This is a genomic window from Shewanella loihica PV-4 (genome assembly GCF_000016065.1).
Taxonomy (GTDB): Bacteria; Pseudomonadota; Gammaproteobacteria; order Enterobacterales; family Shewanellaceae; genus Shewanella; species Shewanella loihica.
Window position 1 is genome coordinate 2728323 of record NC_009092.1, and the last position, 18323, is coordinate 2746645.

The 18323-nt window shown below is 53.7% G+C and carries 18 protein-coding genes; 7 read left to right on the forward strand and 11 right to left on the reverse strand.

Annotation, left to right across the window (positions count from 1 at the left end):
* Positions 1-3: 3 nt before the first annotated feature.
* The 5 genes from secD to SHEW_RS20845 form a co-directional block, all read right to left on the reverse strand.
* Entirely contained in the window at positions 4-1854 is a 1851-nt protein-coding gene (gene secD, locus SHEW_RS12080; RefSeq protein ID WP_011866132.1) for a protein translocase subunit SecD, read from the reverse strand.
* 39 nt (positions 1855-1893) lie between these two features.
* The gene (yajC, locus tag SHEW_RS12085; protein ID WP_041406650.1) at positions 1894-2226 is read right to left on the reverse strand and encodes a preprotein translocase subunit YajC; all 333 of its coding nucleotides are present in this window, start codon (positions 2224-2226) and stop codon (positions 1894-1896) included.
* Positions 2227-2253: 27 nt separating this feature from the next.
* Entirely contained in the window at positions 2254-3378 is a 1125-nt protein-coding gene (gene tgt / locus SHEW_RS12090; protein ID WP_011866134.1) for a tRNA guanosine(34) transglycosylase Tgt, read from the reverse strand.
* 168 nt (positions 3379-3546) lie between these two features.
* Entirely contained in the window at positions 3547-4584 is a 1038-nt protein-coding gene (gene queA, locus SHEW_RS12095) for a tRNA preQ1(34) S-adenosylmethionine ribosyltransferase-isomerase QueA (protein ID WP_011866135.1), read from the reverse strand.
* Between the two features lie 71 nt (positions 4585-4655).
* Positions 4656-4817: a hypothetical protein gene (locus SHEW_RS20845; RefSeq protein WP_186300684.1), complete on the reverse strand. Its 162-nt coding sequence runs from the start codon at positions 4815-4817 to the stop codon at positions 4656-4658.
* Between the two features lie 176 nt (positions 4818-4993).
* On the opposite strand from SHEW_RS20845, the gene SHEW_RS12100 reads away from it, so the two are divergent.
* Both SHEW_RS12100 and SHEW_RS12105 read left to right on the forward strand, forming a co-directional pair.
* The gene (locus tag SHEW_RS12100) at positions 4994-5587 is read left to right on the forward strand and encodes an acyl carrier protein phosphodiesterase (RefSeq protein ID WP_011866136.1); all 594 of its coding nucleotides are present in this window, start codon (positions 4994-4996) and stop codon (positions 5585-5587) included.
* 69 nt (positions 5588-5656) lie between these two features.
* Positions 5657-6154 carry a protein disulfide oxidoreductase gene (locus SHEW_RS12105; protein ID WP_011866137.1) on the forward strand — a complete coding sequence of 166 codons (498 nt, stop codon included), beginning with the start codon at positions 5657-5659 and terminating at the stop codon, positions 6152-6154.
* Positions 6155-6232: 78 nt separating this feature from the next.
* On the opposite strand, the gene SHEW_RS12110 is transcribed toward SHEW_RS12105, so the two are convergent.
* Together SHEW_RS12110 and SHEW_RS12115 are read right to left on the reverse strand one after the other, a co-directional pair.
* Entirely contained in the window at positions 6233-7585 is a 1353-nt protein-coding gene (locus tag SHEW_RS12110; RefSeq protein ID WP_011866138.1) for a sigma-54-dependent transcriptional regulator, read from the reverse strand.
* On the reverse strand, positions 7585-9219 hold the full coding sequence (locus tag SHEW_RS12115) for a sensor histidine kinase (protein WP_011866139.1): 1635 nt from the start codon (positions 9217-9219) through the stop codon (positions 7585-7587). Before SHEW_RS12115 ends, SHEW_RS12110 begins: the two co-directional genes overlap by 1 nt.
* A 337-nt stretch (positions 9220-9556) precedes the next feature.
* Between SHEW_RS12115 and SHEW_RS20145 the strand changes: the two genes are divergently transcribed.
* Positions 9557-10333 (forward strand): hypothetical protein, encoded by a 777-nt coding sequence (locus tag SHEW_RS20145; RefSeq protein WP_011866140.1) that lies wholly within the window; start codon positions 9557-9559, stop codon positions 10331-10333.
* Positions 10334-10429: 96 nt separating this feature from the next.
* Positions 10430-10765, forward strand: a complete 336-nt coding sequence (locus SHEW_RS12125) for a hypothetical protein (RefSeq protein WP_011866141.1) — start codon at positions 10430-10432, stop codon at positions 10763-10765.
* Positions 10766-10840: 75 nt separating this feature from the next.
* On the opposite strand, the gene SHEW_RS12130 is transcribed toward SHEW_RS12125, so the two are convergent.
* From SHEW_RS12130 to SHEW_RS12140, 3 genes are read right to left on the reverse strand one after another with little or no spacing between them, the layout of a single operon-like run.
* Positions 10841-12355: a PhnE/PtxC family ABC transporter permease gene (locus tag SHEW_RS12130; RefSeq protein WP_011866142.1), complete on the reverse strand. Its 1515-nt coding sequence runs from the start codon at positions 12353-12355 to the stop codon at positions 10841-10843.
* 55 nt (positions 12356-12410) lie between these two features.
* Positions 12411-13076, reverse strand: coding sequence for an ATP-binding cassette domain-containing protein (locus SHEW_RS12135; RefSeq protein ID WP_011866143.1), 666 nt, complete (start codon positions 13074-13076; stop codon positions 12411-12413).
* Positions 13077-13080: 4 nt separating this feature from the next.
* On the reverse strand, positions 13081-13935 hold the full coding sequence (locus SHEW_RS12140; protein WP_011866144.1) for a putative selenate ABC transporter substrate-binding protein: 855 nt from the start codon (positions 13933-13935) through the stop codon (positions 13081-13083).
* A 239-nt stretch (positions 13936-14174) separates the two neighbouring features.
* On the opposite strand from SHEW_RS12140, the gene SHEW_RS12145 reads away from it, so the two are divergent.
* The gene (locus tag SHEW_RS12145) at positions 14175-14849 is read left to right on the forward strand and encodes a response regulator (RefSeq protein ID WP_011866145.1); all 675 of its coding nucleotides are present in this window, start codon (positions 14175-14177) and stop codon (positions 14847-14849) included.
* Complete coding sequence (locus tag SHEW_RS12150; RefSeq protein ID WP_011866146.1) at positions 14840-16189, forward strand: ATP-binding protein; 1350 nt, start codon at positions 14840-14842, stop codon at positions 16187-16189. The genes SHEW_RS12145 and SHEW_RS12150 overlap by 10 nt, the downstream gene beginning before the upstream one ends.
* Here the strand turns inward: SHEW_RS12150 and SHEW_RS12155 are convergent.
* A complete protein-coding gene (locus SHEW_RS12155) occupies positions 16186-16881 on the reverse strand; it encodes a 2OG-Fe(II) oxygenase (protein WP_011866147.1) in 696 nt (231 codons plus the stop codon). The two genes, SHEW_RS12150 and SHEW_RS12155, sit on opposite strands and share 4 nt — an antisense overlap.
* A 120-nt stretch (positions 16882-17001) precedes the next feature.
* Between SHEW_RS12155 and SHEW_RS12160 the strand changes: the two genes are divergently transcribed.
* Entirely contained in the window at positions 17002-18267 is a 1266-nt protein-coding gene (locus SHEW_RS12160) for a cyclic di-GMP phosphodiesterase (protein ID WP_011866148.1), read from the forward strand.
* Positions 18268-18323 lie beyond the last annotated feature (56 nt).

Here is an 18323-nt window from a genome sequence, read left to right on the forward strand (position 1 = left end):
CCCTTAAATAGACAGTTTCTTCACGCGCTTACCGCCCCAGATAGCGTTAACTATCGAGCGAGTACCCACGATGGCGGTGAACATAGAGGTCGCGATACCTATCATCAGGGTCACGGCGAAGCCTTTCACGGCGCCGGTACCCACGGCAAACAGGATCAAGGCCGTCATAAAGGTGGTGATGTTGGCATCGGCAATGGTTGAGAACGCGTTGCCATAACCTTCATGGATCGCCTGCTGAACGCTGCGTCCGGCACGTAACTCTTCACGAATACGTTCGTAAATCAGTACGTTACCGTCAACCGCCATACCGACTGTCAATACCATACCGGCAATACCCGGTAGGGTCAGCACGGCGCCAGGGATCATAGACATGACGCCCACTACCATTACTAGGTTAGCCGTCAGCGCCAGGTTAGCGATAAGGCCAAAGCCGCGGTAGTAGACCAGCATGAAGATTAACACGACCGCCATACCCCAGATCATCGCCTGCAGACCGTTGTCGATGTTTTCCGCACCCAGGCTAGGACCAATGGTGCGTTCTTCGACAATTGAGACTGGCGCGATCAAGGCACCGGCACGTAGCAAGAGGGCAAGGCTTTGCGCTTCAGAGTGGTCAAGACCGTTAATAACGAAGTTACGGCCCAGACGCGCCTGGATGGTCGCAACCGAAATCACCTCTTCGATCTTATCCATCTTCACGCTGCCGTCAGGATTCTTGGCACCGTTATCTTTATACTCGATGAACAGGGTCGCCATCGGCTTGCCGATGTTGTCCTTGGTCACGTTGGAGAAGATAGAACCACCCTTAGAGTCCAGGTTAATAGACACCTGAGGACGGCTGTATTCATCGAAACTTGGCTGTGCGCCCTGAATATGGTCACCTGTGAGCATTACCTCTTTTTGCAGAGCCACTTTACCGCCTTCACGACGATCATAGATCTGCGAACCTGGAGACACGCGACCGGCTGCAATCGCCGCGGCATCGGCCTTCTCGTCTACCATGTGGAATTCGATAGACGCGGTAGCCCCCAGGATATCCTTGGCGCGGGCCGTGTCTTGAACACCCGGCAATTCGACGATGATGCGCTCCGCGCCTTGGCGCTGAACCACTGGCTCGGCAACACCCAACTCGTTTACACGATTACGCAAGGTGGTGATGTTCTGCTGCAGCGCTTCCTCTTTCACTTGCTTGAGGTAGATCTCGCTCATGTTCGCCAGCAGCATGAAATCGCTACCAGACGACGCATCGACGAACACCATCTCGTTAGTGCGGCTCTTGAGGAATCGTTCTGCCTTGGCTAAATTCTCGGCATCACGAAACTTGATCTCAATCCCTTTAGGGGTATTGCGAATACCCGCATAACGAATTTTTTCACCACGAAGATCGGTTCTGAAATCGGCAATTTTCGCTTCGGTCATCTTGCGGATCGCCTCGCTCATGTCCACTTCCATCAGGAAGTGCACACCACCGCGAAGGTCCAGACCCAGCTTCATCGGGCTACCACCCATAGACTCCAGCCACTGAGGCGTAGCCGGGGCCAGGTTAAGCGCCACGATATATTTGTCGCCGAGTACCTCGGCAATTGCTTCTTTCGCCAGCAGTTGCTGGTCCGCATCGGCAACACGTACCAATAGCTGACCGTTTTCCAACTCTGAACGCTTCACCGCGATGCCTTTCGCCGACAGGATGTCAGTGACTTCACTCTGAGTCGAAGCATTAACTTCCGCGCCACGTGTGGCCACGACTTGCACCGCGTGATCTTCACCAAATAAATTTGGTATTGCGTAGAAGGCACCGACGGCGATGATCAACGCCACCATCAGGTTCTTCCACATTGGGTATTTATTTAACACACCATCGCCCTCTTGGCTTAAAGTGACTTAACTTTCAACTTAAAGTGACTTAATAGACCCTTTAGGCAAAACAGCCGCTATGTAATCCTTCTTGATTGTGATTTCTGAGGTTTCGTTGATCGTCAGCAACACATAATCGTTGTCATCGCTGATCTTAGCGATCTTACCCAAGATCCCACCACTAGTGAGCACTTCATCACCCTTGCTCAACGAGCTCATCAGGTTCTTATGTTCTTTTACACGCTTAGATTGCGGACGGAAAATCATGAAGTAAAAGATCAGACCGAAAATGACCAGCATGAAAACCAGTTCCATGGTACCACCCGCACCACCTACTGGCGCATCGGCTGCGTATGCATTTGAAATGAACATATTTCTCTCTTCTTATTAGCAGTAAAATTAATCGGATAACTTAGGAACTTCGCGACCTTGACTGGTATAGAACTCCTCAACAAAGGCGTCTAATGTACCTGTCTCGATAGCGCCACGCAAACCTTCCATCAACATTTGGTAGTAACGCAAGTTGTGAATGGTGTTTAAACGTGCTCCTAAAATTTCATTACAACGATCTAAATGGTACAGATACGCCCGTGAGTAGTTCTTACAGGTGTAGCAGTCACACTTAGCATCGAGCGGTGAAGTATCATCACGATGACGCGCATTGCGGATCTTGATAACCCCTTCACTGGTAAACAGGTGGCCGTTGCGCGCGTTACGAGTCGGCATGACGCAATCGAACATGTCGACACCTCTACGTACCCCCTCAACGAGATCCTCCGGTTTACCTACCCCCATCAAGTAACGCGGCTTATCGGCCGGGATCTGTGGGCAGACATGCTCAAGAATACGGTGCATATCTTCCTTAGGCTCCCCAACCGCCAAACCGCCGACGGCATAACCGTCGTATCCTATCTCTAACAAACCTTTAAGGCTCTCATCGCGCAGGTCTTCATACACACTGCCCTGAATGATCCCGAACAGAGAGTTAGGGTTTTCCAGACGGTCGAACTCATCGCGTGAACGCTGTGCCCAACGCAGTGACATCTGCATCGACTTGCGTGCCTCGTCGTGGGTCGCCGGGTATGGCGTACATTCGTCGAAGATCATCACCACATCTGAGCCTAGCGAGTATTGGATCTGCATCGACTTTTCCGCGTCCATGAAGATCTTCTCGCCGTTGATTGGCGAGCGGAAATGCACGCCCTCTTCGGTGATCTTACGAATGTCACCCAGGCTAAATACCTGGAATCCGCCTGAATCGGTTAAGATAGGACGCTGCCAATTCATGAAGTCATGCAGATCGCCATGCTTGCGCATGATCTCTTCACCAGGACGTAACCAAAGGTGAAAGGTGTTCCCCAGCAGAATATCGGCGCCCGTGGCGCGCACTTCTTCAGGCGTCATCCCTTTTACCGTACCGTAGGTGCCCACAGGCATGAATGCCGGGGTCTCTACCGTACCGCGTTCGAACACTAAGCGACCGCGACGCGCGCGACCATCGGTTGTATCTAATTCAAATTTCATTTTTAACCTCGCCAGAGAAACAGTCTGACTCTCTTCGTGCCATTAAAACAGACACAGCTGAACAATAGAGATAAGGGCAAACAACTCAGTATCAACCCTTATCAATAAAAATCTCTAAAAAAATACCCACCTCAAGTGTGGGTGGGTATTTTAAAGCAAAATCATCGCTTAGATCGCTTTTTTAGTCACAAACATGGCATCGCCATAGCTGAAAAAGCGGTATTTTTGCGCAATCGCGTGCTGATAGGCGTTTTTCACCTCATCGAAGCCGGCAAAGGCGCTGATCAACATGATGAGGGTCGATTCCGGCAGGTGGAAGTTAGTCACCATGGCATCGACAACCTGAAACTCATAACCTGGGTAGATAAAGATATCGGTGTCGTTGCTATAGGCCTGCAGCTCACCTTCGCTGGCCTTGGCCGCACTCTCGAGTGATCGTACAGAGGTGGTGCCCACGGCGATGACGCGATTACCGGCCGCCTTGGTGGCCTTAATACTATCGACCACATCCTGAGGCACCTCGGCCCACTCTGAGTGCATCTTATGATCTAAGATGCTGTCGACCCTAACCGGCTGGAAGGTGCCCGCGCCCACATGCAGGGTCACGAAGGCAACGTTAACACCTTTCTCTTTCAACGCGGCAAGCAGAGCATCGTCAAAGTGCAGACCCGCCGTTGGCGCGGCCACTGCGCCAGGGTTCTGGTTGTAGACTGTCTGATAGCGCTCCTTATCGGCATCCTCATCGGGACGGTCGATATAGGGCGGCAGTGGCATATGGCCAACCTCTTCGAGCACCTCGAGTATGGTGGACTCGCTATTGAGTTCAAGCTCAAACAGGGTGTCGTGACGGGCTAGCATGGTCATCTCATAGCCGCCGTCTAAGCAGATGATGGTGCCGGGCTTAGGTGACTTGGAGCTGCGCACATGGGCCAGAATACGCTTGTCGTCCAGCATACGCTCAACCAAGATCTCCAGCTTGCCACCGGTTTGCTTCTGACCGAAGACGCGCGCCGGGATCACTCGGGTGTTGTTGAACACCATGAGATCGCCAGGGTTAACCATCTCCAAGATATCGGTAAATTGCTTGTCCGCCACCGCGCCGCTATTACCATCGAGTGTCAATAGTCGGGACGCCGTGCGATTAGGCATGGGGTAACGGGCGATCAACTCATCGGGAAGATCGAAAGAAAAGTCGGCAACGCGCATAGTCTGTCTCTGCTTAGCATAAATCGGCCGCTAGTCTATTGGCAGATGATGATAAGATCAAGACACACAGCTTAGCTGGCCTTCTTCTCCTTGTCGGCCACAACAATATTGGCCTGAAGATCTAAGCTGGCTTTTCGATAACTGTGCTGTTCGAAGGGGATATCGACCTCGACCCGCCGCCGTCGAGAGGAAGATTTTTTGCCTAGGCGTTTCATTAACCAGTTCCACATCATCCATGATCCTTTAAACCGATAATTAATATGAGGAGTCATAGGTGCACATCCTGTCGATTCCAATACCTAAGCGAGCCGTCGGTTAAAGATAACGTCGCGTAGAATAAAGGTTTCATCGCACCTTCTGGCATGATAACGTGAAAAGCGTGATTTAACAAAGCAATTAACTTTATCTAATGAACTTTTTGGCTCATCTGCACCTGGCAGATAACAGTAAAACCGATCTTGCCGCCAATCTTGCCGGTGATTTTGCCAAGGGCAATATCGCTGACCATCCCAAGGCCCTGCAACAGGGGATCTGGCTGCACAGGCAGATAGACTCGCTTACCGATAGCCATGAGCTCACCAAGGAGCTCAAGGCCGCGTTCCCTAAGACGCTGCAGCGCGCCGCGCCGATACTGATCGATCTGGCCTTCGACCATATGCTGGCCAAATATTGGGAAGAGTATCATCACCTGTCACTGCCCGACTTTGCTCAGCAGGCTTACCTAGCGCTCAGCAGCGCCGAGCAGCTGCCGGTCAATCTGAGCGATCTCATCATTCGCATGCGCCAGGAAAACTGGCTAATCGCCTATGAGAGCCGTGAAGGGCTGAATCAGACCATCAAGGCGGTAAGCAAAAGGGTTTCTAAGCCGGAAATTTTCGATGGCGCCATCGACACGGTTAAGCGGATGGATACCGAGATAGAGATAGCCTTTCGCACCTTCTATCCCCAGCTGATGGCCTACAGCCGCATCTGGACCCGCCAGACGCCGCCCGAGTTTCTCTAGCCGGTGAGGCGCTAAACCTAAGGGTTCAATTCTGTGTCATCGACCTTCAAAAGCCGGGCAAGCAAGCTAATGCCGTTCGTTAAGCCTAGGCGCAAGCGGTATCGCTATCTCAGAGATGCCGCATTAATGGCGCTACTTGCCTTTGCGGTGCTCAGCTATCAGCAGCGCAACATGATCTCAGGCGAGGCCCCGCCCCTCAAAGACATCACCACCCAAGGTCAGCCCATTGCACTTGAGCAGGGGGAAGTTACCCTGGTCTATTTCTGGGGCACCTGGTGCCCGGTCTGCCGCGTTACCTCGCCCATGGTCAATAGAGTGGCCGAGCAGCACAAGGTGATCAGCATAGCCGTCGCCTCGGGCACGGATGGTGAGATCAACCAATTCATGGCGGAGCACGGCTATCAGTTTGACGTCATCGGTGATGAGGTGATTCTGCACCAAGCCTGGGGCGCAAGCGTTTTCCCCGCCATCTATATCGTCGACAAGCAAGGGCAAATTCGTTTTAAGACCTCTGGCGCCACCAGCAGCTGGGGCATGAGACTCAGGCTGTTGCTCGCGGCCTGGTGAACTATCGCTTTAATTGACATAGACGCTATCAATATTCCTCAAGCAACAGCAGGCCGCTAATGCGGCAACACAGCGAATCTAGACCAGCTGATATTTCTCCAGGCGATAGAGAAAGGCCTTATAACTCAAGCCTAAACACTTAGCCGCCTTGGTGCGATTGCCCTCGAAACGGTCCAGGGCCTGGCGCAGGCAATCCTTCTCGAAACTCTCCCACTCGATACCCGCCTCGGGCAAGACAAAACGCTTGGTATCCAGCGGCTGCGGCGCGGCGCCGAGTTCCTGCACCATCTCCTCTTCATCGCCGAGTAACACGAAACGTTCGATGCGATTCGCCAGCTCACGCACATTACCCGGCCAGCTATGGTCCAGCAGCGACTTTAAGGTATCCCGGCTTAGCTTGGGCACCTCCATGCCATATTGATTGGCGTGGAGTTTAAGAAAGTGCTCCACCAGTCGGCCGATATCCTCCGGTCGCTCCCTAAGTGCCGGCATATGGATAGGCACCACGTTGAGGCGGTAATAGAGATCCTCGCGAAAGCGCCCCTCGGCCACCTCCTGCTGCAGATCCCTATGGGTCGCGGCGATCACCCTGACATCCAGCTTGATCTCGCTGTTCTGCCCGAGACGGGATATCACCCCCTCCTGCAAGAAACGCAGCAGTTTGGTCTGTTGCAGCAGGGGCAGCTCGCCTATCTCGTCGAGAAAGACGGTGCCGCCATCGGCGGCCTCTAGCTTACCTATCTTCTGGGTATTGGCCCCCGTATAAGCCCCCTTCTCGGCGCCGAACAGCTCAGCCTCGGCCAAGGACTCGGGGATCGCGCCGCAGTTGATGGCGACGAAGGGCTTATGGCTACGCGCCGACAACTGATACAGCGCCCGCGCCGCCAGCTCCTTGCCCGTGCCACTCTCGCCGCCAATCAGCACGGTTGCATCTGTGGCGCTCACCCGCTGCACCCTCTGATACACCTTCTGCATCAGGGCAGAGCGCCCCACCAGCCCCACCAGCTCCTGCTGCTGAGACAGCTCGGAAGAGAGGCGGCGGTTCTGCCGCTTCAGCGCAATAGACTTGGCCACCTTTTCGATGGCCAACAATAGACTCTGGCGCTGATAGGGCTTGGCCAGATAGTCGTCCGCCCCCGCTTGCATGGCATCCACCGCGTGGGTGATGGTGCCGTAGGCGGTGGCGATGATAAAGCCCATATCCGGGTGTTCGCGGCGCACATAGTTAAGCAGATCCATGCCGGTTAACTGCCCCAGCTTCCAGTCGGAAAACACCAGATCCGGCGCCGATGCCTTAATCATCACGATCGCCTGCTCGACACTGTCGGCACTCTCCACCAAATACTGGTTGGCCGTCAACATCTGTACGATCAATGCTCTCTGATCCGGCTCATCCTCTACCACCAAAATATGCAACTTAGGCTGCTCCATCATACTTCCTCTGTCTGGGGCTTATCTTCTTGCTGTGTTTTATTACTATCGGGCTTGGCGAAATAAAGAGTCACCAGAGTGCCGCCGCCGGGATTATCATCGAAGGTGATGCGCCCACCGTAGTGCCCTTGAATCAAACGCTCGGCGATATAGATCCCCATTCCAGTACCTTCCGCCTTAGTGGTCACATGGGGCTGGGCCAGCTTATCACGCACCTCAGGGCTGATCCCTTTGCCGGTATCGGCCACCACTAAGGTATAACTCTCATCATCCTCCGCCAGGGTCAGGTCGATACGGCCTGTGTCCGGGGTGGCCTCCACCGCATTGATCACCACGGCGTGCAAGATGCTACGGATCTCCGACTCGGCGCCCTGCACCTGGATCCCTTGATCCTCACAGTGAAAGGCGATGCTGGGCTTGCTGCCGTTGATCGACAGTTCCAGTAAGATATCCTGCACTGTGGCTGCCAATGGCACCCAAGACTGGCGATTCACCTGAGTGCTCGACAGCGTCAGCAGAGATTGAATGCTCTTATCCATCATGGCGATCTTCTGCTGCATCTGGCTAAGCAGCTTGTTTGCATCCTCTATCGATTCTGACTGAGCGACCGCCTCAGACAAGAGCCCCAGGGTGTGCAGCGGATTACGCAGGCTATGGGCGATCCCACGAGTCACTTCACCCAATTCGGCAAGCTGTTTCTGCTGCGCCATCTGCTTCTTCTGCTCGCTTAGGGAGGCGAGCTGACTGCTCATCTTATTAAAGCCGTTGAGGATACTCTTTAACTCTTTGACCCCACGCTCATCCACCTGATAACCAAGCTCCCCCTGTCCCAACTTCTTATGGCCCTTCGCCAGGGCCGAAAGCGGCGCGCTGATCACATGGCTGAGCATATAGACCAATAAGAGGCCAGCCAGTGAGCTCATCAGAATCGCCCCTATCATGGACTCGCTGAAACGCTCCAATTGCTCGTTGGTCTCCTGATTAGGCAAGTTGATATCATGGGCAAATTCCACCGCAACCTTACCCTTCTCCGGCGTGGTGGGCGAGATAGGCGCGTCTATAATGGCCACGTTCCCCTTGTCGAGCCAGCTGTTGGTGTCTATCTCAATATGGCTCACGGCGTCATGCAGGCGCCTGCGATACTCATCGGCGGCCTCGCGCTTGGCCTCTGCAATACTGGCTCTCTGACGCTGCTTAAGCTCCTTCTCGTAGGACATCATGGCGTTGAGATGATCCCTAAGCTCCTGCTGCTTGGCCGCTAGCTTGGCGCGAAAGAAGGCTTTTTGCTCGGCGGAGGCGTTGTCCGTCTCCATCTCCATGCGCACCACCTCTTCGCTAAGCTGGGCAATCGCCTGGGAGACAGATTCAATATCCTGCTCAAACTCCTGCCTGAGCGCCTCGGCATCTTGTAGCGACTCCTGCAAGGCCTGCTCATCAAACTGCACCACAAACTCTTGCTCTGTGCCGACGTTGTCGATCAGCACTTTCACCAGATTTTGCGACAGATCCCGTGAGCGCTCGCTGAGCTCGCTCTGCAACTGCGCCTTATAGAAATGGGACACCAGCAGCTGGCTGCCTCCCAATATCAGGATAAGCGCGCCAAATAGCACAAACAGATAACCTTTAATCGACATAGAGCCCTCTAGTTTCGATAACAATGCCACGCCGGCGCTTGAGAAAATTAGTAATAGAGCGCCCGCCTCTCAGGTTATACAAAAACAGTACCAAGATAAAATCCCTTGTGGATCACCCGATTAGCCACCGGGGGGATCTAGCCATGCCCAGACTAAGCCATGAATTTCCCCAAATCGGGAAATCCATGTCCCATATGGGGGTGAATCGCCAGGGGCGAAAGAACTTATTTTTCAACCAGAGCCTCACCAATGCCCATCCAGACTGGATTTCGCTAGTTTGGCACGCCTCTAGCAACACATAGGGAAATCATAATTCATCACTACGGAAGGAAACACCATGAAACTCAATAAACTCACTTCGTTTATCGCCTGCTCTGCGCTGTTGTCATTTACCCTGGCGGCGGCACCTACCGACATGCGTCAAATCGATTTTAATGACAACCAACTCAAGGCCAACCTGATTCAAGATGGCGACAAGGACACTAAGTTGACCCTGGACCTCCAGGGTAAACAGCACCACTACAGCTTCAGCAATGATGAGATAAAAGATGAGAAGCTCATTAGGCAGAAGCTCGCCAAGCTGCCTAAAGAGACCCAAGATAAGATGGTCCGCCTGCTCAAACAGATCGACAGTGACGAGTCTCACTACCATTACCTGCGCCACAGTGAGCTATCTGAGGCCGATCAGGCCAGAATGGACGCGCTCACCAAGAAGATGGCCAAGAAAGAGGCCGAACTAGCCAAGCACATCGCTAAGATAGAAGTTAAAGTTGCGGCCAAAAGTGCTGAAATGGAGGCCAAAAGAGCCGAAATGGAACGTAAAGCCGCAGAGCTTGAGGCTAAGGCCCGTGAGTTTGAGGTGATTATAGATACGCAAGACGGCGAATTTAATAAAAACATAGAGCTGTTATCGGACGATATCGCCGAGATCGCCACCGAGATAGCCGAGATCGAAATGAAATACCACGGTGACGGTGAGCGAGAGTTTGTGGTGATAAGAAGCGACGACGAGGCCGATGTGGAGCAGCTGATCCAGCTTATCGAAACCGGCAAGCTGAGCGATGACCAAAGGCGCAAACTTCAACAGGCGCTAAACAATGATGATCGCAAATAAATGAAATTGTGAACAATGCGATAGAATGCGCCGTTGCCCCAAGGTAATCTGCCACCAAGATGTTTACTCTCACTCCGACAACTTGAGGCAATTATCATGTGGTGGCGCATTCTCATCATCTTTCTCGCTTTTGCACTGCTCGGTGCCCACTTTATGCGCTTCGGCCAGACGCTGATCAGCGTGGCCTTCATCTTAGCGCCACTACTGTTACTCATTCGCCACGTGGCCATCACCCGCACCCTACAGTTGGTGCTTTTCTTAAGCGCCATCTTCGTCTGGGGCCTGAGCGGCCTGGATTATGTGCAGATGCGCATCTCGATGGACGCCCCCTGGCTAAGACTCGCCATCATAATGTCGGCGGTGACCCTATTTACCCTGCTGGCATCATTTTGCTGCCAAGGCGTGCAGCGCCTGCGACAGGCTAGGCGCTAGACTCTCATTTAATAGTCATGCGCTAATAAGTCATGCACTAACGAGTCATTCGCTAACTTGTCTTTCGCAAAAAAGTTAGACCACGCAAGATACCTGGCCGACCGCCATCCCTTGATTCAGGCGCTTGGCCAGCATTCGCCGCGCCAGGCTATCCACCAGCACGTTGAGTAACGCGGTCACGATAAGCAGATAGAAGGCGTTGTTGTAACGTATCTCGCTAAAGGCGCTATCGATATAGAAGCCTAGCGTCATCACCCCCAGCACGCCAAAGATGGCGGTCTCCCGCAGTATCACCTCGAAACGATAGAAGAGCAGCGACATCAGGTTGGGATAGATGCGCGGCAACACCTCATAACCATAGTGGTCGCTGCGGCGCTGGTACAGGGCGCTGGGTTTGACCAGGCTGTCCTGGCGCGTCAGCAGGTAGGCGATCAGGGAGCCGTTGTGCAGCCCCAAAGCCAAGATGGCGGGCAACATGGAAGGGCCACAGAGCATCATGAAGATGAACGCCAGAATATACTCTGGCATGGAGCGCAGGATCAGCAACAAGAGTTGCCCTATGGGCATAGAAAACTTGCCGCGGCTATGCATGCTGGCAAAACGATGGCCGAAAAGTGCCAGCAGATGGGTCAAGCCAAGTGCGCTTATCGCCAGCACTAAGGTGGCCCCCACGCCGGGTAAGGCCTGCTCCAGCGTCATGCGCTGCCACCAGCTGGCAAATCGCGACAGTCCCTGGGCAAACTCTTGCTGCCCATAGATCACCTCGCGGATCCCCGGAGGCAGAATATCCACAGTTAAGAACTGCCAAACCAGCTGCAGATCCACGCTGGTCAGCTTAGGCAGGGTAAATAGCGCCGCCAACAGATAGAGCGGCAACAGACGCCTGCGTGACCAGAGCGGGATAGTGCCAATCAGGACCACGAAGAGGATGAGCAGCGCAGCCCCCTCATGATACTTACCCTGACGAAAGGCTGTCTCCAAGTAGAAACCCAGGGTCGGCATGCCGATGAAGCCAAGCACTGCGCTGCTGCGCAGGGCACACTCGAACCGGTAGCGCACATAGGCCAGCATCAAAGGCAGCACATGGCCAAGCTTACCGTAGAAGTAGGCGCTTAGCCTGTCGCAACCAAAAGGCAAGGTGTCATTGGTGTTACTGGGTGCCTGCTGCAGTATGTCATGAAACACCCTTGCAAAGGTGGCGCCATAGGGTAAGGCGATCGCCAGCACACCCGTCACCGGCGACAGGCCAAAGACTTGCAGAAAGAGCAGCGCCCAGAAGATCTCATGGATCCCCCGCACCATGGCGCAGATCCCTGCTATCCAGGGCGAGCGATAAACCAGTGCCAAGGGGGAGCCTAGCAGCAGGCCGAAGCTGACCCCGAGCAGTGCAAAGCTCACCGTCTGCCACAGGGCATTGACCAGCGACTCGGTGGCGAAGAAATCTGGCATCAGCAGCCCCTGCCCCATGCGCAGCAGTTCCCCCCAGGGATCCAGACTGATGATCTCAATATCGACAAACAGCAGACTGATCGCCACCAGCAGCCAGAGGCCCAATGTCAGCCGCTGCCAGGGACCGACAAACTTAAACATCTGATCTAAACATCGAATGTGAACATCTAATTTTAAACATCTAATTTTACAAACCCTAGCTCGTCGCCATCTGGTTATCGAAGAAGCAGGCCAGCTGCTCACCATCGAGCTCACACGTCGGCTTATCGAGCACCAACTTGCCCTCGCTAAGGCCTATGATGCGATCGAAATGACTCAGGGCTAAGTCGCTGTCATGCAGCACCATGATCACGGTTTCGTGACGGGCCTTGACCAGACTCAGCAGGCGCTGAGCCATCACGGGATCCAGGGCGGAAAACGACTCGTCGCCGATGAAACTAGGTTTTTGCTGATAGAGCGCCCGCGCCAAGGCAACCCGCTGGCGCTGGCCGCCAGAGAGCGAAGAGACAGGCTTCTGCAGCGGCGCCTCAAGGTACAGCTCGGCGCACAGCTTGGCCACCTCTTCACGCCTTGCCGCCAATGGCCAGGCGAGATTTAACAGGTTATAGGCAAAGGAGTGCCTGGCCAGCGCGCCCATATAAACGTTATGGAACACGCTCAGGGCATCGACCAAACCTTGGGACTGACTACATAGGGCGGCGTCTTGCTTAAGCTGCTCGTAGATATAACTCAGCAGCGTAGACTTACCCGCCCCAGAAGGACCGACTATGGCTAAGGACTCTCCCCGTTTAATCGACAAGTCGAGATCGTCGATGACCCGAGTCTCACGATAACTCAGGGAGAGTGATTCTATTTGGAGCACAGAATTAATCTAGCAGGCCGATCGCCGTGGCCACAGATTCGATAGGCTCGTAATCTGCGTTGTCTGCCTCAACAAACGACTGACGTGGGAAGCTGGCTAGCAGATCCGGATCTTTCATCTCCAGTAGCGCCTTGGTCAGCTTCTCAGTAAAGCCTGCACCGAAACGTTGATCGGCGTCGGCACGTACCGTCCACTGATAGTCTGGATAGGCTGGGGTTTCCCAGATCACCTTCACCTTGCTGGTATCCACAGTGCCATTGGCCACCGCCGTTTCCCATACCTTGTAGTTTACCGCGCCCACCTGATAAGCACCGGCCTCGACTTGGGCGATGGTGCGGCTATGGTCGCCAGAGAAACCGATACGGGTAAAGATATCTTTCACCTGCTTGCCCATGTTGCGCTCGATGTAAAATTGCGGCATTAGGCGGCCAGAGGTCGATCCTTTCGAACCGAAGGTAAAGGTATAACCGTTCAGGTTAGGGAAGTTGGTCGACTGCTCGAGCGGAGTCGAGGCATTGGCGATGAAGAAGCTCTTAAAGTATTGATCTTCATAACCCTGAGCAATCGCTTGTGAGCCAGGCACCAGACGTCTCGCCTGCACGCCAGAGAGGCCACCAAACCAGGCCAGCTGCACCTGATTGTTACGAAACGCGGTAACGGCTGCCGAGTAAGATTTGACCGGGACATAGTTCACCTTAACGCCCAGCTCAGTCTCCAGGTACTTTGCTACCTTGTTGAAACGCGTCTTTAGCTGACTCTCGTTTTCATCAGGGATGGCGGTAAAGGTAAAGGTTTCGGCTAATGTCGCCGGCACAAACAAACAGGTAAAGATTAAGGGTAGAATTTTAGCGAAGGACATATCTAGGCCTAAACGAGTAAGAAATTTACCGGATTCTAACCATTTGACAGGCAAATTAACAGGCGGAACATGACCTTATTGCTCACAAAAATCTAACAACTAAACTTTGTTTGAAGATGAGTCAGTCCCTGTTAAGCTAACCTATTATAAATTAATGTTTTATAAAACGTCCTCCGCTTGGCTAACAATTGCCCTAATGGGTCACCGAGCGAGCACTTAAATAAACATAGGCAAAGCATATGAGAATTTTGGTCGTTGAAGATGATCCCCTACTGTCCCACCACCTCAAGGTACAACTGAGCGAGTTAGGCAACCAGGTTCAAGTCGCCCAGACCGCCAAAGAAGGCTTCTATCAAGCGACTAACTATCCCATAGACATTGCCATCATAGACCTTGGCCTGCCGGATCAAGACGGTATCTCGCTGATCCAGTCGCTGCGCAAGGCCGAACTCAAGGCGCCTATTCTCATCCTCACCGCCCGGGTTAACTGGCAGGATAAGGTCGAGGGGCTCAACGCCGGCGCCGACGACTATCTGGTGAAGCCCTTCCAAAAAGAGGAGCTGGTCGCCAGACTCGACGCCCTGGTGCGTCGCAGTGCGGGCTTCGTCAAACCGCAGATCACCAGCGGACCGTTGGAACTGGACTTGGCCGCCAAACAGGTCACGCTGGATCAGAGCCCCATGGAGGTGACCGCGTTCGAATATCAGATCCTTGAATACCTGATGCGCCACTGTCACGAGGTGGTGGCCAAACAGCGACTACTGGATGTGATCTATGGCGATAAGGAAGGCGATCCCAACACCATTGAAGTAATGGTCAGCCGTCTGCGCAAGAAACTGACCAAGGGCGGACTAGAAAACCCCATTGCCACCATTCGTGGTCAGGGCTACAAGTTTAATCTGCCATGCAAATAAGGTTTAAACCCAAACAGCGTCTGCTCACGCGGATGTTTCTCACCTCGCTCTCCATCATCGCCTTGGTGGGCTTCGGTCTCGCCTGGCTGGTCAACCTGTTGTACGCCCAGAATAGCTACAACGAGGAGACCGCCGAGCTTATCGCCGAGATCCCCAAGGTGGCCGCCGAGCTGAGGGAGCACGACCTGATCCCCGAGACCTCAGAATGGCTCGACGAGAACAACACCCCGGAAAAATATATCATCGCCAGCTGCAACGAGGAGTTTAAGCAGGTATGGACCTCCTCTCTGGCCGTAGATCGTGGTCTGTTCGACACCTGTGAGCGCTTCAACGAGATACGCTTCGACTCGCCACCCTACTACCTCAACCTTGCCGACAGTAAAAACTACTTCGTCTATCTCTTGTCGGTGGAGATCGCCAAGCAAAAATACAACCTGCTGGTGATGAAAGATGCCCAGAAGCTGGAGCAGGAGTTCGACAAGTTCAGTCGCCGCACCTACTGGCGCCTGGGCATGATCCTGGCCCTGGCCCTGGTGCTATTGATCAGTGCCGGCTACTGGGGAATGCGCCCCTTGGTGCGTATGCGTAACGAGCTGCACCAGGTCAGCAGTGGCAAGGCCAAGGCGCTCTCCGAGGATTACCCTGTCGAGCTCGAAGGGGTCACCCAGGCGCTCAACCAACTGCTGGTGCAATCCAGCGCCCAGCAGGAGCGTTACCAGAACGCGATGAACGATCTCGCCCACAGCCTAAAGACGCGTCTGGCGGCGGTGCACGCCATCACGGACGATCAGACCCTGAGCAAGTCGGGGGCCAGCGAGAAGATCATGGAACAGGTGAGTCAGATGGATCAGTTGGTCAAGTATCAGCTCAAGCGCGCCATGCTCGGCCGTAAGGGCCTGAAACAGGAGCAGACCCTGGTTGCACCGCTGATCGACCAGCTGTCGCAGATGCTGTTTAAGGTCTACCGTGACAAGCAGATCCAATTTAGCGCCGATATCCCGGATGATCAGGTATTCCCCGGCGACAAAGGCGATCTGATGGAGCTGTGTGGCAACCTGATGGAGAACGCCTTCAAGCTCTGTATCAGCAAGGTAGCGGTCACCGCCCGTTACGGCGATAACAGCGAGTTTATCTTGATCGTGGAAGATGACGGCCCGGGGGTCCCCGAGGCCATTCGTCAACGGATCATTGAGCGCGGTGTGCGCGCCGACACTCAAAAGGCTGGCCAAGGCATAGGGCTTGCCGTCTGTAACGAAATCGTCTCCAGCTACAACGGCAGCCTCAGCATAGATACCTCATCCCTTGAGGGAGCGAGGTTCACCATCAAGATCCCGCTTTAACCCACAGGGGCGTATAGCTTCTCGGCGCGGTTAAACATCACCCAGGAGGTGGCGATATACTTGTCGCCACTAATGGGCATATTGCCCCTGTGACTGTGAGTGAAGCCTGCAGGCGCAATTACCATGGTGCCCTTCTTCGGCTTGATCTTACGCTGCTGATAGAAGAACTCGGTTTCCCCCCCCTCTTCCACATCGTTCAGATAAAACATATAGAGCACGACCCTGTGCAGCGCCTCGTTGTGTCCCATCTGCGGAAACTGCTCCGAGTGCCAGTGGGGATAGCCCCCTTTGCCCTGCTGGTAGTGTTGAATATTAATGGTGCCGCTGCGATACAGGTACTGCACCAAAGGCTGTACCCTGTGCCTTCCCAGGGTATCGAAGTTGTCTGGGGTCAGTGTCTGTGGCTTACCCTGTTCGTCCGCCAGAGTGACCGCCACAGCTCCCATCAACCCCAGGGCATATTTTTCAAAATATTGCGCGCTGTGTTTTAGCGTATAATTAAGGAGTTCGTTTCTCAGTGGCAGTAACTCCTGAAAGTTATCCATGGTTATGTCACGGCTAATTTTCTTTTCCAGGTCAACACCATGACCCGTAATACCATCAATGACACCAGGATGTGTGTTGACGGTCTCGATGAGACGATCGCACAGTTCATCTGGAATGGCATTGGGGTAGACTTCGATGAAATCCATGTACAACTCGCTAAATTAGACAAATTTGTGATGCAACTATGCTGACACATAGCTTAAGTAATTGTAAAGCCAGCTGGTTCAGATAAAATAACGCGCAACTTAAGGCAAACGTAAAGACACATGAGCAGAAGCTGTAAGGTAAACACAAACCAACTACAAGTGGGCAATTTTGTTAGATTACCTGTCTCCTGGAAAGACCATCCCTTTCTATTTAATTCCTTTAGACTCAAGCAGGAAGCTCAGATCGAACTGATTAAAAAACTCGGTATCGAGTATGTGTTTGTCGACCTGGATAAGAGCTCCGCGCCGCCGCTGGGCAAAGAAGATGCCTACGATGCCCCAAGCTTTAGAGATGACGGCGACCTGACCAAGCTCAGTCAGCAGATGAATCAAAACAAGCAGGAGCGCATCGAGCACCTCAAGAAACTCAAGCGCGATCTCAAGAAAACCGAGCAGGAATTTGACCGCTCCGTCGCCATGATGCGCAACCTGATCGCCAAGCTGAGAAATCGCCCGCTTAACGCCATTTCCGATGCCAAGGAGCTGATCAACAGCATCACCGAAGAGCTGCTCAACTCTGACAACCTGGTACTGCACCTGATGAGCGACGCCAAAGACAGCGATGGGATCTACTATCACTCCCTCAACGTGGCGGTGCTCTCTATGATGATCGCCAAGGAGCTGGACTGGCCGAGAGAGGATATCGAGGCGGTCGGCATGGGCGCCCTGTTTCACGATACGGGCAAGCTCAAGATCCCGCCTCAGCTACTTCGTAAAAAGACCCCGCTCACCCAGCCCGAGCTGAACTTCATCCGGCAGCACCCCGCCATGGGGATAGAACTATTGAAACTGGCCAATAACTTCCCCGAAGATGCGGCGCCAATCGTCAGAGACCATCATGAATTTCTCGATGGCAGCGGCTATCCCAGAGGCTTGAAGGCGGAACAGATCAGCCTGCCGACCCAGCTGGTCGCCGCAGTGAACCTCTACGATCAGCTCTGCCACCCAGAGGGGCAGGTTAAGGCGCGAACCCCTTATGCGGCGCTGGGCTACCTGTATAAGAACTACAAGGAGCGGCTAAATCAGGAGGCAATAGGTAAGCTCATCAAGATGCTCGGCGTCTATCCGCCTGGCAGTGTGGTGGAACTTTCCAGCGGACAATATGCCATGGTGATGGCGGTGAATCTCGAGAAGATCCTCTTCCCAAGGATCTTGGTATACGATGCACTCGTGCCGAAAGAGCAGGCGCCTATCGTGGATCTGGAGAGCGAAGGCCTAACTATCGTCAGGTGTATCGCCCCCTCGGCCCTGCCGGAAAAGATCTTCAAATACCTGAGTCCCAGAGAGCGGGTCAGCTATTTCTTCGGTGGCGATAAGAAGGCGTAACGCACACCTGACTGTCTTTCTCCGCAGGCCAGACTAAAATTAGAGTACTGGCCTTG